Origin of the sequence: Methanobacterium formicicum, from assembly GCF_029848115.1 — an archaeon.
Classification (GTDB): Archaea; Methanobacteriota; Methanobacteria; order Methanobacteriales; family Methanobacteriaceae; genus Methanobacterium; species Methanobacterium formicicum.
This window is the reverse complement of the sequence record NZ_JARVXG010000034.1, coordinates 1-16,285: the sequence shown is the minus strand read 5'-3', so window position 1 is coordinate 16,285 and position 16,285 is coordinate 1. Positions and strand designations below refer to the sequence as shown.

14 protein-coding genes are annotated in these 16,285 nt (G+C 36.9%); 11 read left to right on the top strand and 3 right to left on the bottom strand.

Features of this window, described 5'->3' with window-relative positions:
- From QC759_RS02985 to QC759_RS02940, 10 genes are all read left to right on the top strand, one after another.
- Window positions 1-552, top strand: a 552-nt coding sequence (locus QC759_RS02985) for a transglutaminase-like domain-containing protein (protein ID WP_279844986.1), incomplete at its 5' end; no start/stop codon positions are given.
- Window positions 553-1,027: 475 nt separating this feature from the next.
- On the top strand, window positions 1,028-1,516 hold the full coding sequence (locus QC759_RS02980) for a methyl-coenzyme M reductase family protein (protein WP_048073356.1): 489 nt from the start codon (window positions 1,028-1,030) through the stop codon (window positions 1,514-1,516).
- 161 nt (window positions 1,517-1,677) lie between these two features.
- Window positions 1,678-1,941, top strand: a complete 264-nt coding sequence (locus QC759_RS02975) for a TIGR00304 family membrane protein (RefSeq protein ID WP_048073357.1) — start codon at window positions 1,678-1,680, stop codon at window positions 1,939-1,941.
- Between the two features lie 153 nt (window positions 1,942-2,094).
- Entirely contained in the window at window positions 2,095-3,714 is a 1,620-nt protein-coding gene (locus QC759_RS02970) for a hypothetical protein (protein WP_048073358.1), read from the top strand.
- A 146-nt stretch (window positions 3,715-3,860) separates the two neighbouring features.
- Entirely contained in the window at window positions 3,861-4,979 is a 1,119-nt protein-coding gene (locus tag QC759_RS02965) for a glycosyltransferase family 2 protein (protein ID WP_048073359.1), read from the top strand.
- 111 nt (window positions 4,980-5,090) lie between these two features.
- Window positions 5,091-6,230: a glycosyltransferase gene (locus tag QC759_RS02960; RefSeq protein ID WP_048073360.1), complete on the top strand. Its 1,140-nt coding sequence runs from the start codon at window positions 5,091-5,093 to the stop codon at window positions 6,228-6,230.
- 59 nt (window positions 6,231-6,289) lie between these two features.
- Entirely contained in the window at window positions 6,290-7,408 is a 1,119-nt protein-coding gene (locus QC759_RS02955) for a glycosyltransferase family 4 protein (protein WP_048073361.1), read from the top strand.
- A complete protein-coding gene (locus QC759_RS02950; RefSeq protein WP_048073362.1) occupies window positions 7,408-8,598 on the top strand; it encodes a glycosyltransferase family 4 protein in 1,191 nt (396 codons plus the stop codon). The genes QC759_RS02955 and QC759_RS02950 overlap by 1 nt, the downstream gene beginning before the upstream one ends.
- A 10-nt stretch (window positions 8,599-8,608) precedes the next feature.
- Entirely contained in the window at window positions 8,609-10,729 is a 2,121-nt protein-coding gene (locus tag QC759_RS02945; RefSeq protein ID WP_048073363.1) for a DUF2206 domain-containing protein, read from the top strand.
- A 5-nt stretch (window positions 10,730-10,734) separates the two neighbouring features.
- On the top strand, window positions 10,735-11,931 hold the full coding sequence (locus QC759_RS02940) for a glycosyltransferase family 4 protein (RefSeq protein ID WP_279844981.1): 1,197 nt from the start codon (window positions 10,735-10,737) through the stop codon (window positions 11,929-11,931).
- Window positions 11,932-11,953: 22 nt separating this feature from the next.
- Here the strand turns inward: QC759_RS02940 and QC759_RS02935 are convergent, their stop codons facing one another.
- From QC759_RS02935 to QC759_RS02925, 3 genes are read right to left on the bottom strand one after another with little or no spacing between them, the layout of a single operon-like run.
- The gene (locus tag QC759_RS02935) at window positions 11,954-12,988 is read right to left on the bottom strand and encodes a glycosyltransferase family 2 protein (protein WP_048073365.1); all 1,035 of its coding nucleotides are present in this window, start codon (window positions 12,986-12,988) and stop codon (window positions 11,954-11,956) included.
- 40 nt (window positions 12,989-13,028) lie between these two features.
- Window positions 13,029-14,231, bottom strand: a complete 1,203-nt coding sequence (locus QC759_RS02930) for a glycosyltransferase family 4 protein (protein ID WP_048073366.1) — start codon at window positions 14,229-14,231, stop codon at window positions 13,029-13,031.
- A 39-nt stretch (window positions 14,232-14,270) separates the two neighbouring features.
- A complete protein-coding gene (locus tag QC759_RS02925; RefSeq protein ID WP_048073367.1) occupies window positions 14,271-15,317 on the bottom strand; it encodes a glycosyltransferase family 2 protein in 1,047 nt (348 codons plus the stop codon).
- Between the two features lie 643 nt (window positions 15,318-15,960).
- Here QC759_RS02925 and QC759_RS02920 point away from each other — a divergent pair.
- Window positions 15,961-16,285: hypothetical protein (locus tag QC759_RS02920; RefSeq protein ID WP_424971105.1), on the top strand; the 325-nt coding region annotated here is incomplete at its 3' end.

The following is a 16,285-nucleotide window of genomic DNA, read 5'->3' as shown; positions in this document are numbered from 1 at the left end:
ATGTACAGCATGATCCTCGACTACTACAACACCAGCGGAAACAAAGCCGACTTCGCAGCAATGAAACCATGGTTCTTGGTTATTTATAAATTACCGGCTGGTTTCGAGCAATATATTGTTCCTACCAGCAATTGTCAATCCACTGATTCACGTATCATTGCCTTGGCTAGTAGTATTACATCAGGAGCTAGTACACCCTACGAAGCCGCCCAACGCATATTCAATTGGGTTAGAGATAATATTGACTATCAATTTTACTATAACACTCAAAAAGGCGCAGTAGGTACTCTAACCGCTGGAGGAGGTAACTGTGTGGACACAACCCATTTGTTAATTGCTCTGCTAAGATCAGTGGGAATACCTGCTAGATACGTACACGGATACTGCCAATTTAGCAGTGGTAGTTATGGGCATGTTTGGGCAAATGTTTATGTTAATGGTCAATGGATAGTTGCTGATGCAACTAGCTCCAGGAACCAACTGGGAGTTATCAACAATTGGAATACTGGAACTTATACCTTACATGGTTACTATACCAGTTTACCATTCTAAATGGTGATAACGTTTGATATTAACATCATTTGCATTATAACTCAAAACAATAGGAATCTAGTTGAATAGAATATTGGGATAAGTGTTTGTACAGTTCATGTATAATTAGTGGAACTAATATCGGTGAAAAAAACCAATAATACAATGGACGAAAGAATATTAAAGGTACAGGGAATGTGTTTTAATAGAATACTTTCCTATTCCTTTATTACCAACTTTTTTATTTTTTTATTTCTTTTTAAAAATGATTCATCATCTTAAACCACTCCCCATGTTTTTACACTTATTATCATTTGCATAACTTCTGTTCTTTAATCCATCAAAAAAAAACCTCTTAAAATTTACTGATTTACTTCTATCTGGCCTTTAAGTATAATTCCTATTCTCCATGTGAAAATTCAATGCCCATATTTTATTGAATAAACAACCAAGAAATTTTATACTGACCCGAACGATCTAATATACAGGGTTAAAAATGTACAGAATATTACATTTTAGTGGTGGAGTGCACAAGTTCGATCTCCTAGCTGAGCACGTGGATGATGTGGGAGGATTGTTATTCCAGGAAAACCACCTTCATATCAGCCGGGGAAACTACTTTTTATCCGAAGAAATTCAGGTTATTTTAGTGGTTCCTCCCAATGAAGTATCCAGTGTACAGGGACTGGCCCGGGAGATAAAGGGAGAAATTCAGGAAATTGAAGTAAAAGGACCATTAAAAAGGAACCTTCACCACCTAATGGATGTTCACAATGTCCTTTGTAAGAATGGTGGATGGATGAGCCTGGAAAATATCTTAAAATCATCTGAATCCTGTCAGGAGAATATGCTTGAATCTGAAACAGATGTTGTTATTTTTGCTGAATTAGAAGAATTGCAAAAATGTATAGAATTGATGCTGTCCCTTGAACTTGTTGAAAAACGTAAAATAAAGGGAAAAAAGGAGTATCGCTCCAAAATATAGTCTAATTTTTAATAAAAAATTGATTTATTCCCTTAGAATTTATGAGAGCTAATATGACTAATTAAAATAGGGACTAAACATATATATTTAAAACAACTTTAAGGATAAAAGGCAACTATATTCAACCAAATTTCTATTATCCCTAAAATAAAAGTGAAAAGATGATCAAAGGACAAACAATCATTTTAATAGGCATAGTAGCCGTAGTTGTGGGTATGCTTCTAATATTCATAGGCAGTACTTTCCTATCATCAGGAAAAACTGATAGCAACGATAATAGTAAGGTCAGCACGGGCGGGGTAATTTTAATAGGTCCCATACCAATTGTATTTGGTAATGATAAAAGTATGGTCTCCCTTGCCCTAGTGGGAGCGATAATCCTGATGATACTGGCCTACATCCTGTTTTACCGGGGACATCTTTAACTTTTAAATAAAGGTAATGATTTAAGATATGTAGATAAAAAAAACAATAGGCAGATGCCAATATCGGATTCCATTTAGCACCAACCCCCATTTAAAGGTTGATGATTTCAATTTGCGGTATTTATTACAATGATATTTTTACGGTGAAATTATATGGATCACACTTCAATTAACAGTAGAAAGTATTTAATTTTAATACCTGCTATTGCGGCCTTAATTATTGCCTTAATCCCCACCCTGAAGTACCAGTGGCCACTGGGATGGGATATAATATACCATGTGCAGTATGCACAGGTTTACGCCCATTATGGTTTCACACTCATAAATCCACTCTTAAATGCTCCAGTGGGTCAAAAGATAGGTTATCCTCCATTATTCCATTTTTTAATTGCCGCCATGGGCACCGGACTGGGAATTGACTTTTTCCAGGTTGCCCGTTTACTGCAGCCTTTGCTGGCCATGGCCATTGTTCTATCTGTTTCCTATGTAGCCTACAAATTATACGGGGAAATAGCCGGAATTGGTGCTGGATTTCTAATGCTATCCAGCATGCTGGTGGAGAGGATGATTCTGGCCCTGCCAGAAAACCTGGCCCTTATCTTCATTCCCCTGGCTGTTTACCTTTATTACCGATCCATACAGGATAAAAAACTTAAAATGGCCATTTTAGGTGGGTTATTATTTATTTTAGTGATTGGCACTCATCAGGCAGCTACTTTATGTCTGGGTCTGACCATTATCACCATTACCCTTATGGAGTTGGTGGTTTACCGTGATTTTAAGGTTCTGGGGAACTTTGTGTCCTTCTTCCTGTTGCTTATGGGTATAGTTATTGCCGGAGTTGTTGCCCTCCAGATCTTCGCTCCCGAACTTCTACAAACCATAATGCAACAGGGAATAAGTGCACTTACTGGTATGAGTACTTCATTAGATTATAGCCGTTCTCTGGGGATTTACAGTTACCTGGGAAACATAGGAGTCTTGGTACTAATATTTTCAGTAATAGGCGCTGTGTTTGCCCTTAAAAACCACCGCAGAAAGGATAACCTGATCCTGGTTTGGATCATGGTCATGATCATCCTGAGTAACGCCTACTTGTTAGGAGTTAATGTTATCACCTACCGGGTTCTCATATACCTTTTGATACCCCTTTCCATATTGGGAGGGTACGGGATTAAAATTAGCTGCTGTAAAATCAAAGAGTACCAGGAAAGCGGGAAATATCCCCGATTTTCATCCCCCAATATCCGGGCTGGATTTTTAGTAGTTATTCTGGCAATTTCCATGTTAAGTGCCGTGCTAACTGTAACTGATCCAGATATTGCCGTTTACAGTGCTAAAAATGAATTTGGGAAGGTGCAGATAGCTCCTCCTTCTGATTCAGAAGTGGATCTGGCCAACTGGTTCCGGGAGAATGGTAACCAAAGCCGTTCCTTGGTTATTTCCAACCAGTTCACCGGAATGTTCCTGGCTACTGAGGCTGGTATGCCCCTGAGTTATGGTTTTGCACATTATGCCCTTAAGAATCATACTGATACTCCGTTGTTAAGGTTAAAAGAAATAAATGTGGGGTATTTGGTTTACGATAAGAATCTGGTGTTACCAGCAGAAGATAAGGATAATCCCATTTATATGCGCAGCATTAATTCCGAGTTCTTCTCATTATACTACTTCAGTAAAAATATCACCCAGAATTTCCCGGAAATAAAACCAGACTACGCTACTAAGGTTTATGAAAATGATGATTTCATTGTGTGTACCATAGATTATTAATCATGGTGATTTAATTACTGGTAGTAGAGAACCTCAAAATCATTAAATATATTGAAAATTACTTAAATATAATATGTGATGAGTATAAATTATATAACATAAAAAACTAAGTTAAATAATCTTTTTAATATTTGTAAAGTGATTCTATGAAAGTTTCTGTCGTTATCCCCGCTCTGAATGAAGAAGGAATTGTGGGAAAAACTGTTCGTTCAGTGCCCATCAAAAAACTCAATGATATTGGACTTGAAACAGAAATAGTAGTTGTGGATAATGCATCTACTGACAACACATCTAAAGAAGCTTCGGAAGCTGGAGCCAGGGTTGTTTTAGAAACCAACCGTGGTTATGGTAATGCTTACCTACGCGGTTTTAAGGAAGCCACTGGTGATATAATGGTAATGGGAGATGCAGATGGAACCTATCCCTTCGATGAAATGGTTGAATTTATCCAACCAATTTTAAAGGGTGATGCCGAGTTTGTAATGGGTTCCCGGTTAAAGGGAGATATACGTCCCGGAGCAATGCCTGCCCTTCATAAATACATAGGCAACCCCTTTCTCACCTGGGTTTTAAATGTGCTTTTCCACACGGGAATTTCCGATGCTCACTGTGGTATGAGGGCCATGACCAAAGAAGCATGGGGTAAACTAAATTTAAAAACCAATGGGATGGAATTTGCTTCGGAAATGGTGATCGAAGCGTCCCGCCAAAAATTAAGAATTGCTGAAATCCCCATTACCTACTACCCTCGCGAAGGTGAATCAAAACTCAGTTCATTTTCAGATGGATGGAGACATCTACGTTTTATGATGCTCTACCGGCCGGGACCATTCCTATTAATACCCGGAGTTATAGCTCTCATTTTTGGAGCCGCCCTAACCTTGCTGGTATGGATTCAAGGAATATCCAGAATGCACTCCCTTATCCTGGGCGGTATTCTAGTATTAACCGGATATCAGTTGCTCCTTTCATGGTTCTACTTTGGAGCATTTGGTGCAACCTACGGCTATTCCAGTAGCTCTGGAATTAAGAAAAAATTGATGAGTTACCATTCATTAGAGAAGGAACTGCTTTTAGGTGTCATCTTTCTGGCTGGAGGGATAATACTTGGACTTTACGTTATTTCCAACTGGAGCACCGGAGGTTTTGGTGCACTATACCAGGTGCAAACCACAGTGGTGGCCATGATCCTCTCACTGTTAGGTATCCAGACCATTTTTTCCGGAATGTTCTTAAGTTTACTGTTGTTAAATAAAGGGGATTAACTACCACCCCTATTTCTCGAGATCAGCAAAATTTACTTACTATCTGGTTGTTAAAATAGAATAAGCTAGCTGTAAAGATAAATAACAATTATTTCTGGAGTACATTCAAAAATGAAAATTGCCTATGTCTACGATGCAGCCTATCCCTGGGTTAAAGGTGGTGCTGAGAAAAGGGTATATGACTTAGCACTTAGAATGGCTCAAAGAGGCCATGAAGTACATTGTTACTCTTGGGGATGGTGGTGGGCTGAAGAAGGAAAGAAGGATATTACCTTGGATGGCATTCACCTGCACGGAGTGGGTGAACCCCGAGAACTTTACACCGACAACCGCCGATCCATTAGTGAAGCCATATTATTTGCATTTAAATTAACACCCCTACTCTGGAAAGAAAAGTTCGAGGTGGTGGACTGTCAGGGGTTTCCTTTCTTCTCCTGCTTCCCGGCCAAGTTTCATTCCCTGACGGGCAAATCGTTCTTAATCATCACTGCCCTGGAGGTCTGGGGGGATTACTGGTATACCTACCTGGGATTCATGGGATTTTTTGGTAAAGTTCTGGAAAAAATAATCTACCATCTCAGTGATCATATAATCTGCATATCCCCTAAAACTGAAAAGGACCTTAAAAATATTAGAAGAACTGACCAATCAACGGTAATCCCTCCAGGCATCAATTTCAAGGAAATAGAACAGATCTCCCCTAAAAATGAGGAATGGGATTTGATCTTCGCCGGCCGACTTATAAAGGAAAAACGTGTCGATTTACTGATCCGCAGCCTTTCCACGGTTAAAAAAAACAATCCCCATGTAAAATGCCTGATAATTGGTGATGGACCCGAAATGGAGAAACTTAAAGGATTGGTTCAGGAACTGGATCTTTTAAACAACGTAAAATTTATGGGATTCCTGGAAAATGTTTCGGATCTATTTGGTTTCATGAAGGCTTCCAATGTTTTCGTGCTTCCATCGGAGAGGGAAGGTTTTGGCATGGTTGTAGTGGAGGCTAATGCCTGTGGCCTTCCAGTGGTGGTTGTGGAAGGCTCCATGAACGCTGCAGCTGACCTGGTACAGGAAGGAGTCAATGGATTTATAACACCACCTCATGAAAAAGATATGGCACTTAAAATAAATCAAGCCTTAAAAGAAAGGGATAAATTAAAGACTAACTGTATTGAGTCTGCCCGGAGATATGACTGGAATGAAATTGTATCCCACCTTGAAGCTTATTATCAAAAATCCATTAATGAGTAAATGCTAAAGACTTAATCAAAAGACTAAATAAAATTGAAATTAAAAATTTGAGGATAATTATGAAGATACTGCAAACTCCAATCAGGTTTTATCCCTTCATTGGAGGGGTGGAGAATTATGTTTACTATCTTTCCCAGGAACTGGTAAAAAAAGGACACCAAGTAAGGGTTTTATGTGCCAATGAACCCCCATCATCAAGGGAAGAAACAATTGAGGGTATCCAAGTAAAGAGGATTAATTACTTGGGGAAACTAGCCAATACCAACTTAACACCGGGATTGCCCTATGCCCTAAGTAAAGAAAATTTTGATGTTATTCACACCCACATCCCCACTCCCTGGAGTGCTGACTGGAGTTATATGGCATCAAAATTTAAAAATAAACCATTGATAGTTACTTATCACAATGATATCATTGGGAATGGGGCGGCTCACCATATCGCTAAATTATACAATAGTACTGCCCTGAAATTATTATTGAACCATGCCTCAAAAATTATCATCACTCAACCAGATTATTTACAGTCCTCACCTTATTTAAAGAGATATGAGGATAAAATTGAAGTAATACCCAATGGAGTGGATGTCAGGAAATTCAAACCCCTGAACTTGACCAAAGAAGCCCATTCCCTATTTTTCCTGAGCCTTTTAGATGAATTCCACCAGTATAAAGGTTTAGATTATCTACTGAAATCTTTAAAAATTGTCAAAGAAGAAGTGAATGATGTTAAACTGGTAGTGGGTGGAGAAGGAAAATTACTGGACTATTACCAGAAAATGGCCAAGGATCTTGGGTTAGAAAATAATGTGGAATTCCATGGATTCATTCCCCACGAAAAAATAGTGGAGTATTATAATAAATGCCGTGCCTTTGTACTCCCTTCCATCTCATCAAAACAGGAAGGTTTTGGAATTGTTGCCCTTGAAGCTCTCGCTTGTGAAACTCCAGTGATAAGTACTGATATTGTGGGGGTTTCAGATGATTTGAAGGAGGTTAATGCCGGTATAATAATACCTCCCAGGGATGTGGAGAAATTAGCACAGGCCATTGTTGATCTGTTAACCAACCATGAATTATCTGAAAAAATGGGAATAAGAGGAAGAAAACTGGTTCAAGAGAAATATACTTGGTTAAAAATTGCTGAAATGGCTGAAAATCTTTATGAAAGGGTGCTTTAATGAAAATTTGTTTAATATCAAATTTATATCCTCCCAATGTATTGGGTGGTGCTGAAGTAAGTGTTAAAAAAGTTTCAGAGGAACTAGTAAAAAAAGGACACGAAGTAATAGTTATTACCACCCCTTTCAGTGAAAATGATGTGGAAATCATTAATGGCGTGAAAATTTACCAAGTTAAACCTTTAAATCTTTACGAAATTTACCATCATCCTAACCAATCAATGTTACTCAAACCATTATGGCATATAATAGATTTATGGAACCCCTACGATGAAAGAATTATTGAAAACATATTGAAAACAGAAAATCCAGATGTTGTTCATATTCACAACTTCAAAGGATTATCACTTTCTTCCTTTGCACCGGCTAAAAGTTTGAAAATTCCCCTGGTTTTCACGACCCATGATTATTCTCTGGTTTGCATGAGGGCTAATTTATTAAATAGTTCAGGAGAGATCTGCAAAAATCCATCGGCACTTTGTAAAATCTACAATCAAATCCAAAAACATCTAGCCAAGAACAAAGTAGATCTGTTAATATCACCTTCACAATTCGTCATAAATAAATTAAAATCAAATGGTCTCTTTAAAGATGTTAAATCTAAAAAAATCCCCTTGGGGATTGAGTTAAAGGACAACGAAAAATTTGAAAAAGATTATTCCCAGACGAATATACTCTATGTGGGCAATTTAGGTGAACATAAAGGTGTACACATACTCTTAAAAGCCTTCAGGAAAATTGAAAATAGGAATATACGTCTGGATATTGTAGGGAAAGGATTATGCAGCGAAAAATTAAAGTCAATGTCCGAAAATGATAATCGGATTAAATTCCACGACTTTCTTGAGGGAAAAGAACTTATAAAAATGTATCAACAGGCCAACTTAACTGTAGTGCCCTCCATATGGTACGATAACTCACCAATGGTTATTTATGAAAGTTTCAGCTGCAGAACCCCCGTAATTGGTAGTAAAATTGGGGGAATTCCCGAACTAATTGAAGATGGATTTAATGGTTACCTGTTTGAAGCAGGTAATGTAAATGAACTCCAGAAACTCTTGGAAAATTTAATTGATTCACCCGAAACTCTGAAAAAATTAGAACAAGGAACATACGAATCTGTGCAAAGATACACCATGGACAAGCACATTAAACAACTAGAAAGAGAATACCAAAAACTTGCTAAATAAGAGGAGTCCCATGATTACAGAGATAATAAAGAAAATAGGCAGTAACGATGCGAATAAATTGATTTTTACCTTGTTCTGCTTACTAATTGCCACTGATCTGAGTATATTTTTGAATATACCAATCCTACGAGAAGTTTTGGGAGTGGTCTTTTTCACTACCGTACCTGGATTTTTAATTTTATCTCTACTCCCCCTGCATAAAATAAAAATCCTTAAAAAGATAGTGCTGACCTTTGCCCTGAGCATAGCTTTCCTCATGTTCTTCGGGTTAGGCCTGAACTTCTTATACTTGGTGAATATTAAGCCATTCACATTAGTTCCCCTTCTAATCTCATTAAATCTGATTATATTTGCCTTAATGCTGATTTCATTTAAGAAAAATAAGAATTTAACCTTTGATCAGTTGTTTAACTGGGAAATGAACTTGGAAAATAAATCAATCACCCTGGCTATATTCCCTATTCTTTTACCCATCTTAGCCATCATTGGAACCTTTTTAATGAATAAAATGGAGTACAACTTTATCATACTGGTAATGTTGTTTTTAATTCCAATTTACGTGGCTTGTCTTCTGATTTTTAAAAATAAAGCACACCATTCAACTTATCCCCTGGCAATCTGGTTGATAAGCCTGGCACTGCTTTTACTCAATGGATTAACATCCAATCATATTTTTGGAATTGATGTCCACCATGAATACGCCGTGTTTAACATCACCTTTTCCCAGGCCTTCTGGGATGTGGTAACCAACGCCAGTAACGCCTACTACCTCTGTACCAGCATCACCATTCTCCCCACAATATACGCTGTTTTAAGTAACATAAACGGAGAATATATATTTAAGACGATTTATGCCTTCATTGGTTCACTGGTTCCTTTAGTAGCTTATCTTACCTTCAATAAATATTTCAAAAAGGATAAGGCGTTTTTGGCGGCGTTACTTATAGTGTTCCAGAATTTCTTCATACTTTCCCTGGGATGTACACGCCAGTTAGTGGCACTTTTGTTCTTCTTTTTGGCTGTTTTCATCCTGTTTGATAAGGAAATATCCGATAAATCCCGTAAAATATTGCTTATCATTTCAGTATGGGCCATGATAATCTCCCATTACTCCACAGCCTACGTGGCACTGACCCTGTTACTACCCATAATCCTGTTACCCTTCCTGAAGAGTCTGGTGCCTTATTTAAAAAATCTAAAAAACAAGAAGATCAATTTCCAAAATTTTGATGTTATAGTATTGATTTTTGCATTTATGGTGGTCTGGTACGGGGTTTTTGCCGGAATACAGTTGGCAGCAGGTTCTGGATCCATGGAACAGATCAGCAGCAGTACTGCCTCAGGAATAACTGCTGACTCCCGGGATGCATCGGTGCTGGCTATCTTCGGTATTGGTGTGAAATCCCTACCCAACCTCATGAGTATAATTGCCAACGACCTGGTATTTTTTGCTATTTTCCTGGGATTACTGGGAATAACCCTAAAATTCAAATATTACCGGAAAAAAATGGACTTTGGCTTTATTTTGGGAATATACCTATTCATATTGTTGTTAATCATGTTCATCATTGTACCCATGGTTTCCAAGTTATACGGTGCTCCCCGCATATTCCTGCAAAGTTTGATATTTTTAGCCCCCGCCTTTATCATAGGCCTGGATGAAGTTGCTAAATTACTTAGGAAGGTTAACCTAAGCTATGTATTGATATTTGTGCTTCTGGTATCCCTCTTTTCATGCAGTACATACCTGCAGTACTATTTCTATGGAACCCCCTATTCTCCCCACTATGATAGCAACGGGAAACTCCGTGGTGAATACTTTATATACGATCAGGAAATAATGGGAGCCCAATGGTTAAACAATTCTAAAATAGACCAGAAGATATACACCGATGGTATTGGACACCAGAGGTTGATGTTAGGTGGAATCCAGTTTAACAATATCAGCCAGCAGTTGTTCCTGGACAATAAAACCATACCCCATGGTTATATCTATGAATGGAATGTGAATATTAAAAAGGGTATTGTGTATACTCAGCTGGAAGAAGAGGAAAACATAACCAATTTCCGTAACTTATTTATAGGGAAATTTATCATCTACGATAACGGCTATTCCCGGATATGGGACTGATAACAATGAATCCAGAATCATCCCGCATAGTTTTTATCCACAACACAGCCATGTGGTACCGTAGGCCATTTTTCAGTTTATTATCCGAAATTTATCCTATTAAATTCGTTTTCACCCATTTAGATGTGTCTAAAGAGATATATGATGTGGAAATAGATGATAAGATTGAAGGAATGAAAAATGTGGATTATACTATATTAAAAAATTATTTGGGAATTGCTTTTGGAGTTATTAAAGAATCATCTGGAGATTACGATATAATCGTTGGTGGTAGCTGGGATAGTCTACCAGAAATAATCGAAACCACCCTTTATTTTGCCATTGCTAAGTTGAGGAGAAAAAAATTCGTACTATGGACTGAAGATTGGAACTGGAACCTCAAAACCACCAAAAGGAGATTGGTTAAATTTTTTGCCCAGATAATTGTTAGAAAATCTGACGCCATTATCCTCCCCGGAACAAAACAAAAAGAATGTGTTATATACTTAGGGGCTTCACCCTCCAAGGTATTTTTAATGCCCAATGCCAGTAATATTTCACGACATTCCATTGAAAGTCCAGAAGGAATCACCGAAAGAAGAACTTACCCCGACCAACCAGTAGATGAGTGTAATTTATACAATGAATATCCTTCCTTTAAAGGCAAAAAAATTGTACTGTTTGTTGGACGTTTGGTGAAACAGAAGGGAGTGGAATACTTATTAAAGGCATTTTCTACTTTAAAAAAGGATATTAGTGACAGTGTTCTGGTTATTATTGGTAAAGGAGATTACGAAGAAGAATTAAAAAAAATGGCCAAAGATCTCCACATTGATAGGGATGTGTACTTCCTGGGCCACGTTGATAATGATCTCCTAAAAAACTACTATGGTCCTAGTGATCTGTGCGTTGTCCCCTCCATAACCCATGAAATGGTTGATGCCTGGGCCTTTGTGGTTAATGAAGCCATGTACTATGGAAACCCGGTTATTGCCACAGATGCCGTGGGTTCTGCAGTTGATATGATCCAAGATGGGAAAAACGGTTTTATTGTTCCGGAAAGGGATTCCACTGCATTATATAATTCCATGAAACTTATCCTGTCCCAGGATGAATTGCGGGAAAAGATGGGTAAGTCTTCTAAAGAAATAGTAGAAACTAATTTTTCATACAAAAATATGGTTGAAGGTTTTCAAAAGGCCATTAACTTTGTAAAAAAGTGAAAAAAAGAAAAATATGGATTTTTTACTTTTTCCAAGCTAAACCTTCCCTGGTACCCCTTAATATGGGGATAAATGCTTTTAAATCTCTGTAATAAACTGTGTTGAGCCCTATAGAGTACCATAATTTATAAATAAAGAAGTAAACCAGAAATGAACGATACTGGTTTTTTTGCGAGTACTTTTTCATGAAAATGAATACATTTCTGGATGTGTAATAACCTGCAGTTTGGGCAGCTTTTTTGGATGTGGACGAAGTTTTGTGCCATATTCTTGAATCCGGCACCACATATATCTCATATCCTAATTTCCTAGTGCGGACACAGGAATCCATATCTTCGTAGTACAGAAAGTACTCATGATCCAGGAATTTTCCCATTTTCTGGATCACTTCCTTTTTAATTAACATTAAACAGCCGGATACACAGTCAACATTGGTTACTTTATCATATTGACCTTCATCTTTTTCTGTATGACCAATGGATACAATTTCACCCCGGGACCATTTGATACTGAATCCCACGGTTTGAATCTCACTGGGGCGATCATAGGAATAAATTTTCGGGCCAACCATACCTATTTTAGGGTCTGATTCAGCAGTTTTAACTAAAGGGCCTATCAAATCCGTATCAACAGCAGTATCATTGTTTAAAAGCATTAGATAATCAGTGGGGAGATTATTTAGGGCAAAGTCTATTCCTATATTATTTCCGTCGGCAAAACCGTAGTTCTTATCATTTTTTAGAAGGTAAAGATTCGGGGATTTGGTGCTAACCCGGGCAGATATCTCGGTTTTACCAACATCATCTTTATCCAATTCAATTAGATTAATTGGTTTGTTATGAAGGTTATACTTAAAGAATGGTGACTCAGTTTTAAGGTTACCCTGGCAATATTCCCTGATCTTTTCCAATGAATCATCTTGTGATCCGTTGTCCACCACAATTACATTGTAATTTTCATAATCGATGGCATAGAGTGATTCCAGGCATTCCAGGGTGTCTTCCCAGCCATTCCAGTTTAAAATTATAATGGAAACCTGAGGGTCATTGTTATTCATTTTCAAATTCTCCAAATTATTTAGAAATTAAATTACCTATTTAATATTTTTTAGCCCGGTTCAAATGCCAATCCAATCTTTTTCCTGCCTCAGCAAGTGTCCAGTGGTTTCGAACTAATTCCACTGAATTTTTGGAAAACCTGGATCTCTTACTTTCATTCTGCAGTAACTCCTCTACCGCACTGGAAAAAAGTTCCTCATCTCTTTCGGTGAGGAGTCCAGTTTCATTATGGATGACTGTTTCTCTAACCCCTCCCTCTTTAACTGCGACTACTGGAGTTCCACAAGCCATAGATTCCAGTGGTACCAGTCCAAAGGGTTCAAGGTAGGAGGAATACAGAACCAACCGGGCCTGGTTATAAAGTTCAACCAACCTATCATCGTCAATTAAAGTCAAAATTTCCATTTCAACATCTAAACTTTCTGCCAGTTCTTCCAGATGCTGTTTCCATTCATCATCACCATTATTCGCTACTAAAACAAATTTAGGTCGGATTTCAGGATCTAGGAAAGCTAAAGACCGGATTATAAAATCATGACCTTTCATGGAGATGTAACTTCCCACTGATAATACCATATCTTTTTCCAGAACATCCACTGGCTTGAAAAGTTCTGTATTTATCCCTAGATAACAAACATAAGAATTAATTCCATATGTTTTTAAAATAGACTCGTGAGAAAAGTAGGAATTGGCCAGAGTGTACTTTGCAGATTCTGCTAATCTTTTATCAATAGCCACAAAACGATTATCAATGTAACGGTAAACCCACCCTTTAAGGTAGTCCTTAATACCCGATTTATTTTTAGCAATTTTTTTAAGGATAGCTTCTTCATGCCTTAAAGGCTGCTGACAATAATACACAACCGGTTTTTCAATGTATTGGATTATAAATGGAGTCATGGAATATTGGTCCTGTTCACAGAATACAACATCGTAATCTCCTCCATTTATTTCGTTGGCTATTAATTTCTGAGCATTCTCCAGATTACTCAACTCACCCACAGGTAGACGATACCGTATAAGAGATAACAGGTAACTGGAAATATTCTTGTGTACAGGATAAACTTTAACATTAGCGGCAATTTCGTTAAGTGGCAGATACTCCTCGTTAGCGGTGGAAGGAATAAAAACATCCACAATGTTGCCTGAATCGATTAAATGTTTAACATGATCATATAATGCTCTTTTAGCCCCTCCTGAGGGCAAATTGTGAAAAACTGCAATTTTTAGTCTTGGTTCCATATGATTCCCCAGTAAATCTTATTATAATTACTAATTATTTTACAATTTAACCTTTGAATTAACAGAAAGGGTTATTCCATCAAAAAAACCCTTAAGATAAGCATAACTCATTTTAAAATCATGATGACGTATCAACTGGCGGAGTGATTTAGATAGGGTTACAGCCAGGATAAACATTGAAAAGAGGAAGAATTCCCCACGGGTACTATTTTTTTTCACGAAGTAAATTCGGTTCCGGGTAAAGTAATACATTTTAAAGGGAGTATCACTGGAGGCCCCGTATTTATGCCATATTTTAGATTTGAAGGCATAAACTGATTTATAACCCTGTTTACGGCCCCTAAAACACCAATCGGCATCTTCCCAGTACATAAAGTAGCCGGGATCCAGCATTCCAACCTCTTCTATTACTTCCCGGGAACATAGTATACAGGTTCCACCGATATAATCCGGTTCTAGATAGTGATCAAACTGACCTCCATCCCGCTGGTGGTAGGCAATTTCATCCACTTCACCATGTTTTAGGTCCACCTGAGCCCCACCAGCCACCTGTAAAGTATTTTTATCACTGTAGATGTAAACTTTGGGCCCAACAAAACCAACATTATCGTTATTTTTTGCCACATCCACTAGTTCAGTTAAAAAATCTTTATCAACCACTGTATCATTGTTTAACAGTAACACATACTCTGCATCCAAGTTCTTAAGCGCACAACTTATCCCTATGTTATTTCCCTTAGCAAAACCATAATTTTCATGGTTTTTTATAAGGATTAACTTCTCGTTAGGCTTAACTGAATTTATAATATCCATCTCAGGGAGTTTAGAACTTTGAAGTTCGGTACTGGAATATTCAAAAATCTTAATGGGATTTTTATTTTGATAATTGAAAAAACTAGAGTCGACTTTTATTTTACCAGCACAGTAATCTTCTATCTTTTTTATTGAATTGTCCTCCGAATTATTATCAACTATTACTACATTGTATTCGGGATAGTTAATTTGATATACTGATTCAAGGCACTCTAATGTATCTTCCCATCCATTCCAGTTTAGGATTAGGATGGCCACTCGTGGAAAACTCATTATTTCACATTTTAGATTATAATAATTCTATTCAACAACTGCCCTCTCAATTAGATCTTTTGATTTTCCTCAAACTAATTATATGGGCCTTTTATTTGTAAATTTATCCTTATTTTTAATTACTATTCTATAATTCATATATCATATTCTTATTATTATAATCACGATATTATTTTTATCTTAAGCTAGTTCTGGTGAAATATTAATAATAAATGTTAGCTTAGAAAGCCTCCTAAAACCTCCCAGTCAGATTAATAATTGCTTTAGTTATAATTTTAAGTAAGTATGTCATTTTTAATAAGATATCCTCCTGAAACATTAAAAAATGGTCCAACTAATTGAAAAATTTTTTAGCAACTGTAAAATTAAAAAAAGATGAAAAAATATTCAAATAATAAATTTAATTTGAACAGGTTCTAAAAAGAAAAAAACCTCTGAAAACGTTTAAATTGACAATTCTTAATCAACAGATATATATATTATTAAATATTTAATATTAAATTATTATAATTGATGTGTATTACCATCATAATTCATCAGAACACACCTAAAATTTGTAAGAAATATAAATCTTTCATTATATTCCAATATCATTGTCTGATTTAAATATTTTGGAATTGGAGGGGGTAAAATTAGCAGAAAATTGTTATTAACACTATTTTTTGCGATAACATTGTTTAGTGTGAATTGTGTACATGCTGCAAGTGAAGAACACAATTTATCTTATTCTAATAACAGCACTTATGTTAGTAACGCTATTTTAAACAACACAACACAACTAAATGCAGTTCCCGACACTGGCAACTACGCAGCAGGAGAACCAACATTACCAACCACTTATTTTTCCATAGATCAAATTAAAGTTGCAGCATCCAATGTACGAACTTATGTTGAAAGTCAACAAAGCTTACCAGACAGAGTAAGAATTGGCGCTGCCACCATCACCATGCCACAATTCCTAGAACTAC

Bases quoted from the DNA above. Each gene is read 5' to 3' on its own strand.
- QC759_RS02945 (WP_048073363.1), top strand. From the start codon at position 8,609: ATGATTACAGAGATAATAAAGAAAATAGGCAGTAACGATGCGAATAAA.
- QC759_RS02975 (WP_048073357.1), top strand. From the start codon at position 1,678: ATGATCAAAGGACAAACAATCATTTTAATAGGCATAGTAGCCGTAGTT.
- QC759_RS02950 (WP_048073362.1), top strand. From the start codon at position 7,408: ATGAAAATTTGTTTAATATCAAATTTATATCCTCCCAATGTATTGGGT.
- QC759_RS02970 (WP_048073358.1), top strand. From the start codon at position 2,095: ATGGATCACACTTCAATTAACAGTAGAAAGTATTTAATTTTAATACCT.
- QC759_RS02960 (WP_048073360.1), top strand. From the start codon at position 5,091: ATGAAAATTGCCTATGTCTACGATGCAGCCTATCCCTGGGTTAAAGGT.
- QC759_RS02935 (WP_048073365.1), bottom strand. From the start codon at position 12,988: ATGAATAACAATGACCCTCAGGTTTCCATTATAATTTTAAACTGGAAT.
- QC759_RS02980 (WP_048073356.1), top strand. From the start codon at position 1,028: ATGTACAGAATATTACATTTTAGTGGTGGAGTGCACAAGTTCGATCTC.
- QC759_RS02965 (WP_048073359.1), top strand. From the start codon at position 3,861: ATGAAAGTTTCTGTCGTTATCCCCGCTCTGAATGAAGAAGGAATTGTG.
- QC759_RS02955 (WP_048073361.1), top strand. From the start codon at position 6,290: ATGAAGATACTGCAAACTCCAATCAGGTTTTATCCCTTCATTGGAGGG.
- QC759_RS02925 (WP_048073367.1), bottom strand. From the start codon at position 15,317: ATGAGTTTTCCACGAGTGGCCATCCTAATCCTAAACTGGAATGGATGG.
- QC759_RS02930 (WP_048073366.1), bottom strand. From the start codon at position 14,231: ATGGAACCAAGACTAAAAATTGCAGTTTTTCACAATTTGCCCTCAGGA.
- QC759_RS02940 (WP_279844981.1), top strand. From the start codon at position 10,735: ATGAATCCAGAATCATCCCGCATAGTTTTTATCCACAACACAGCCATG.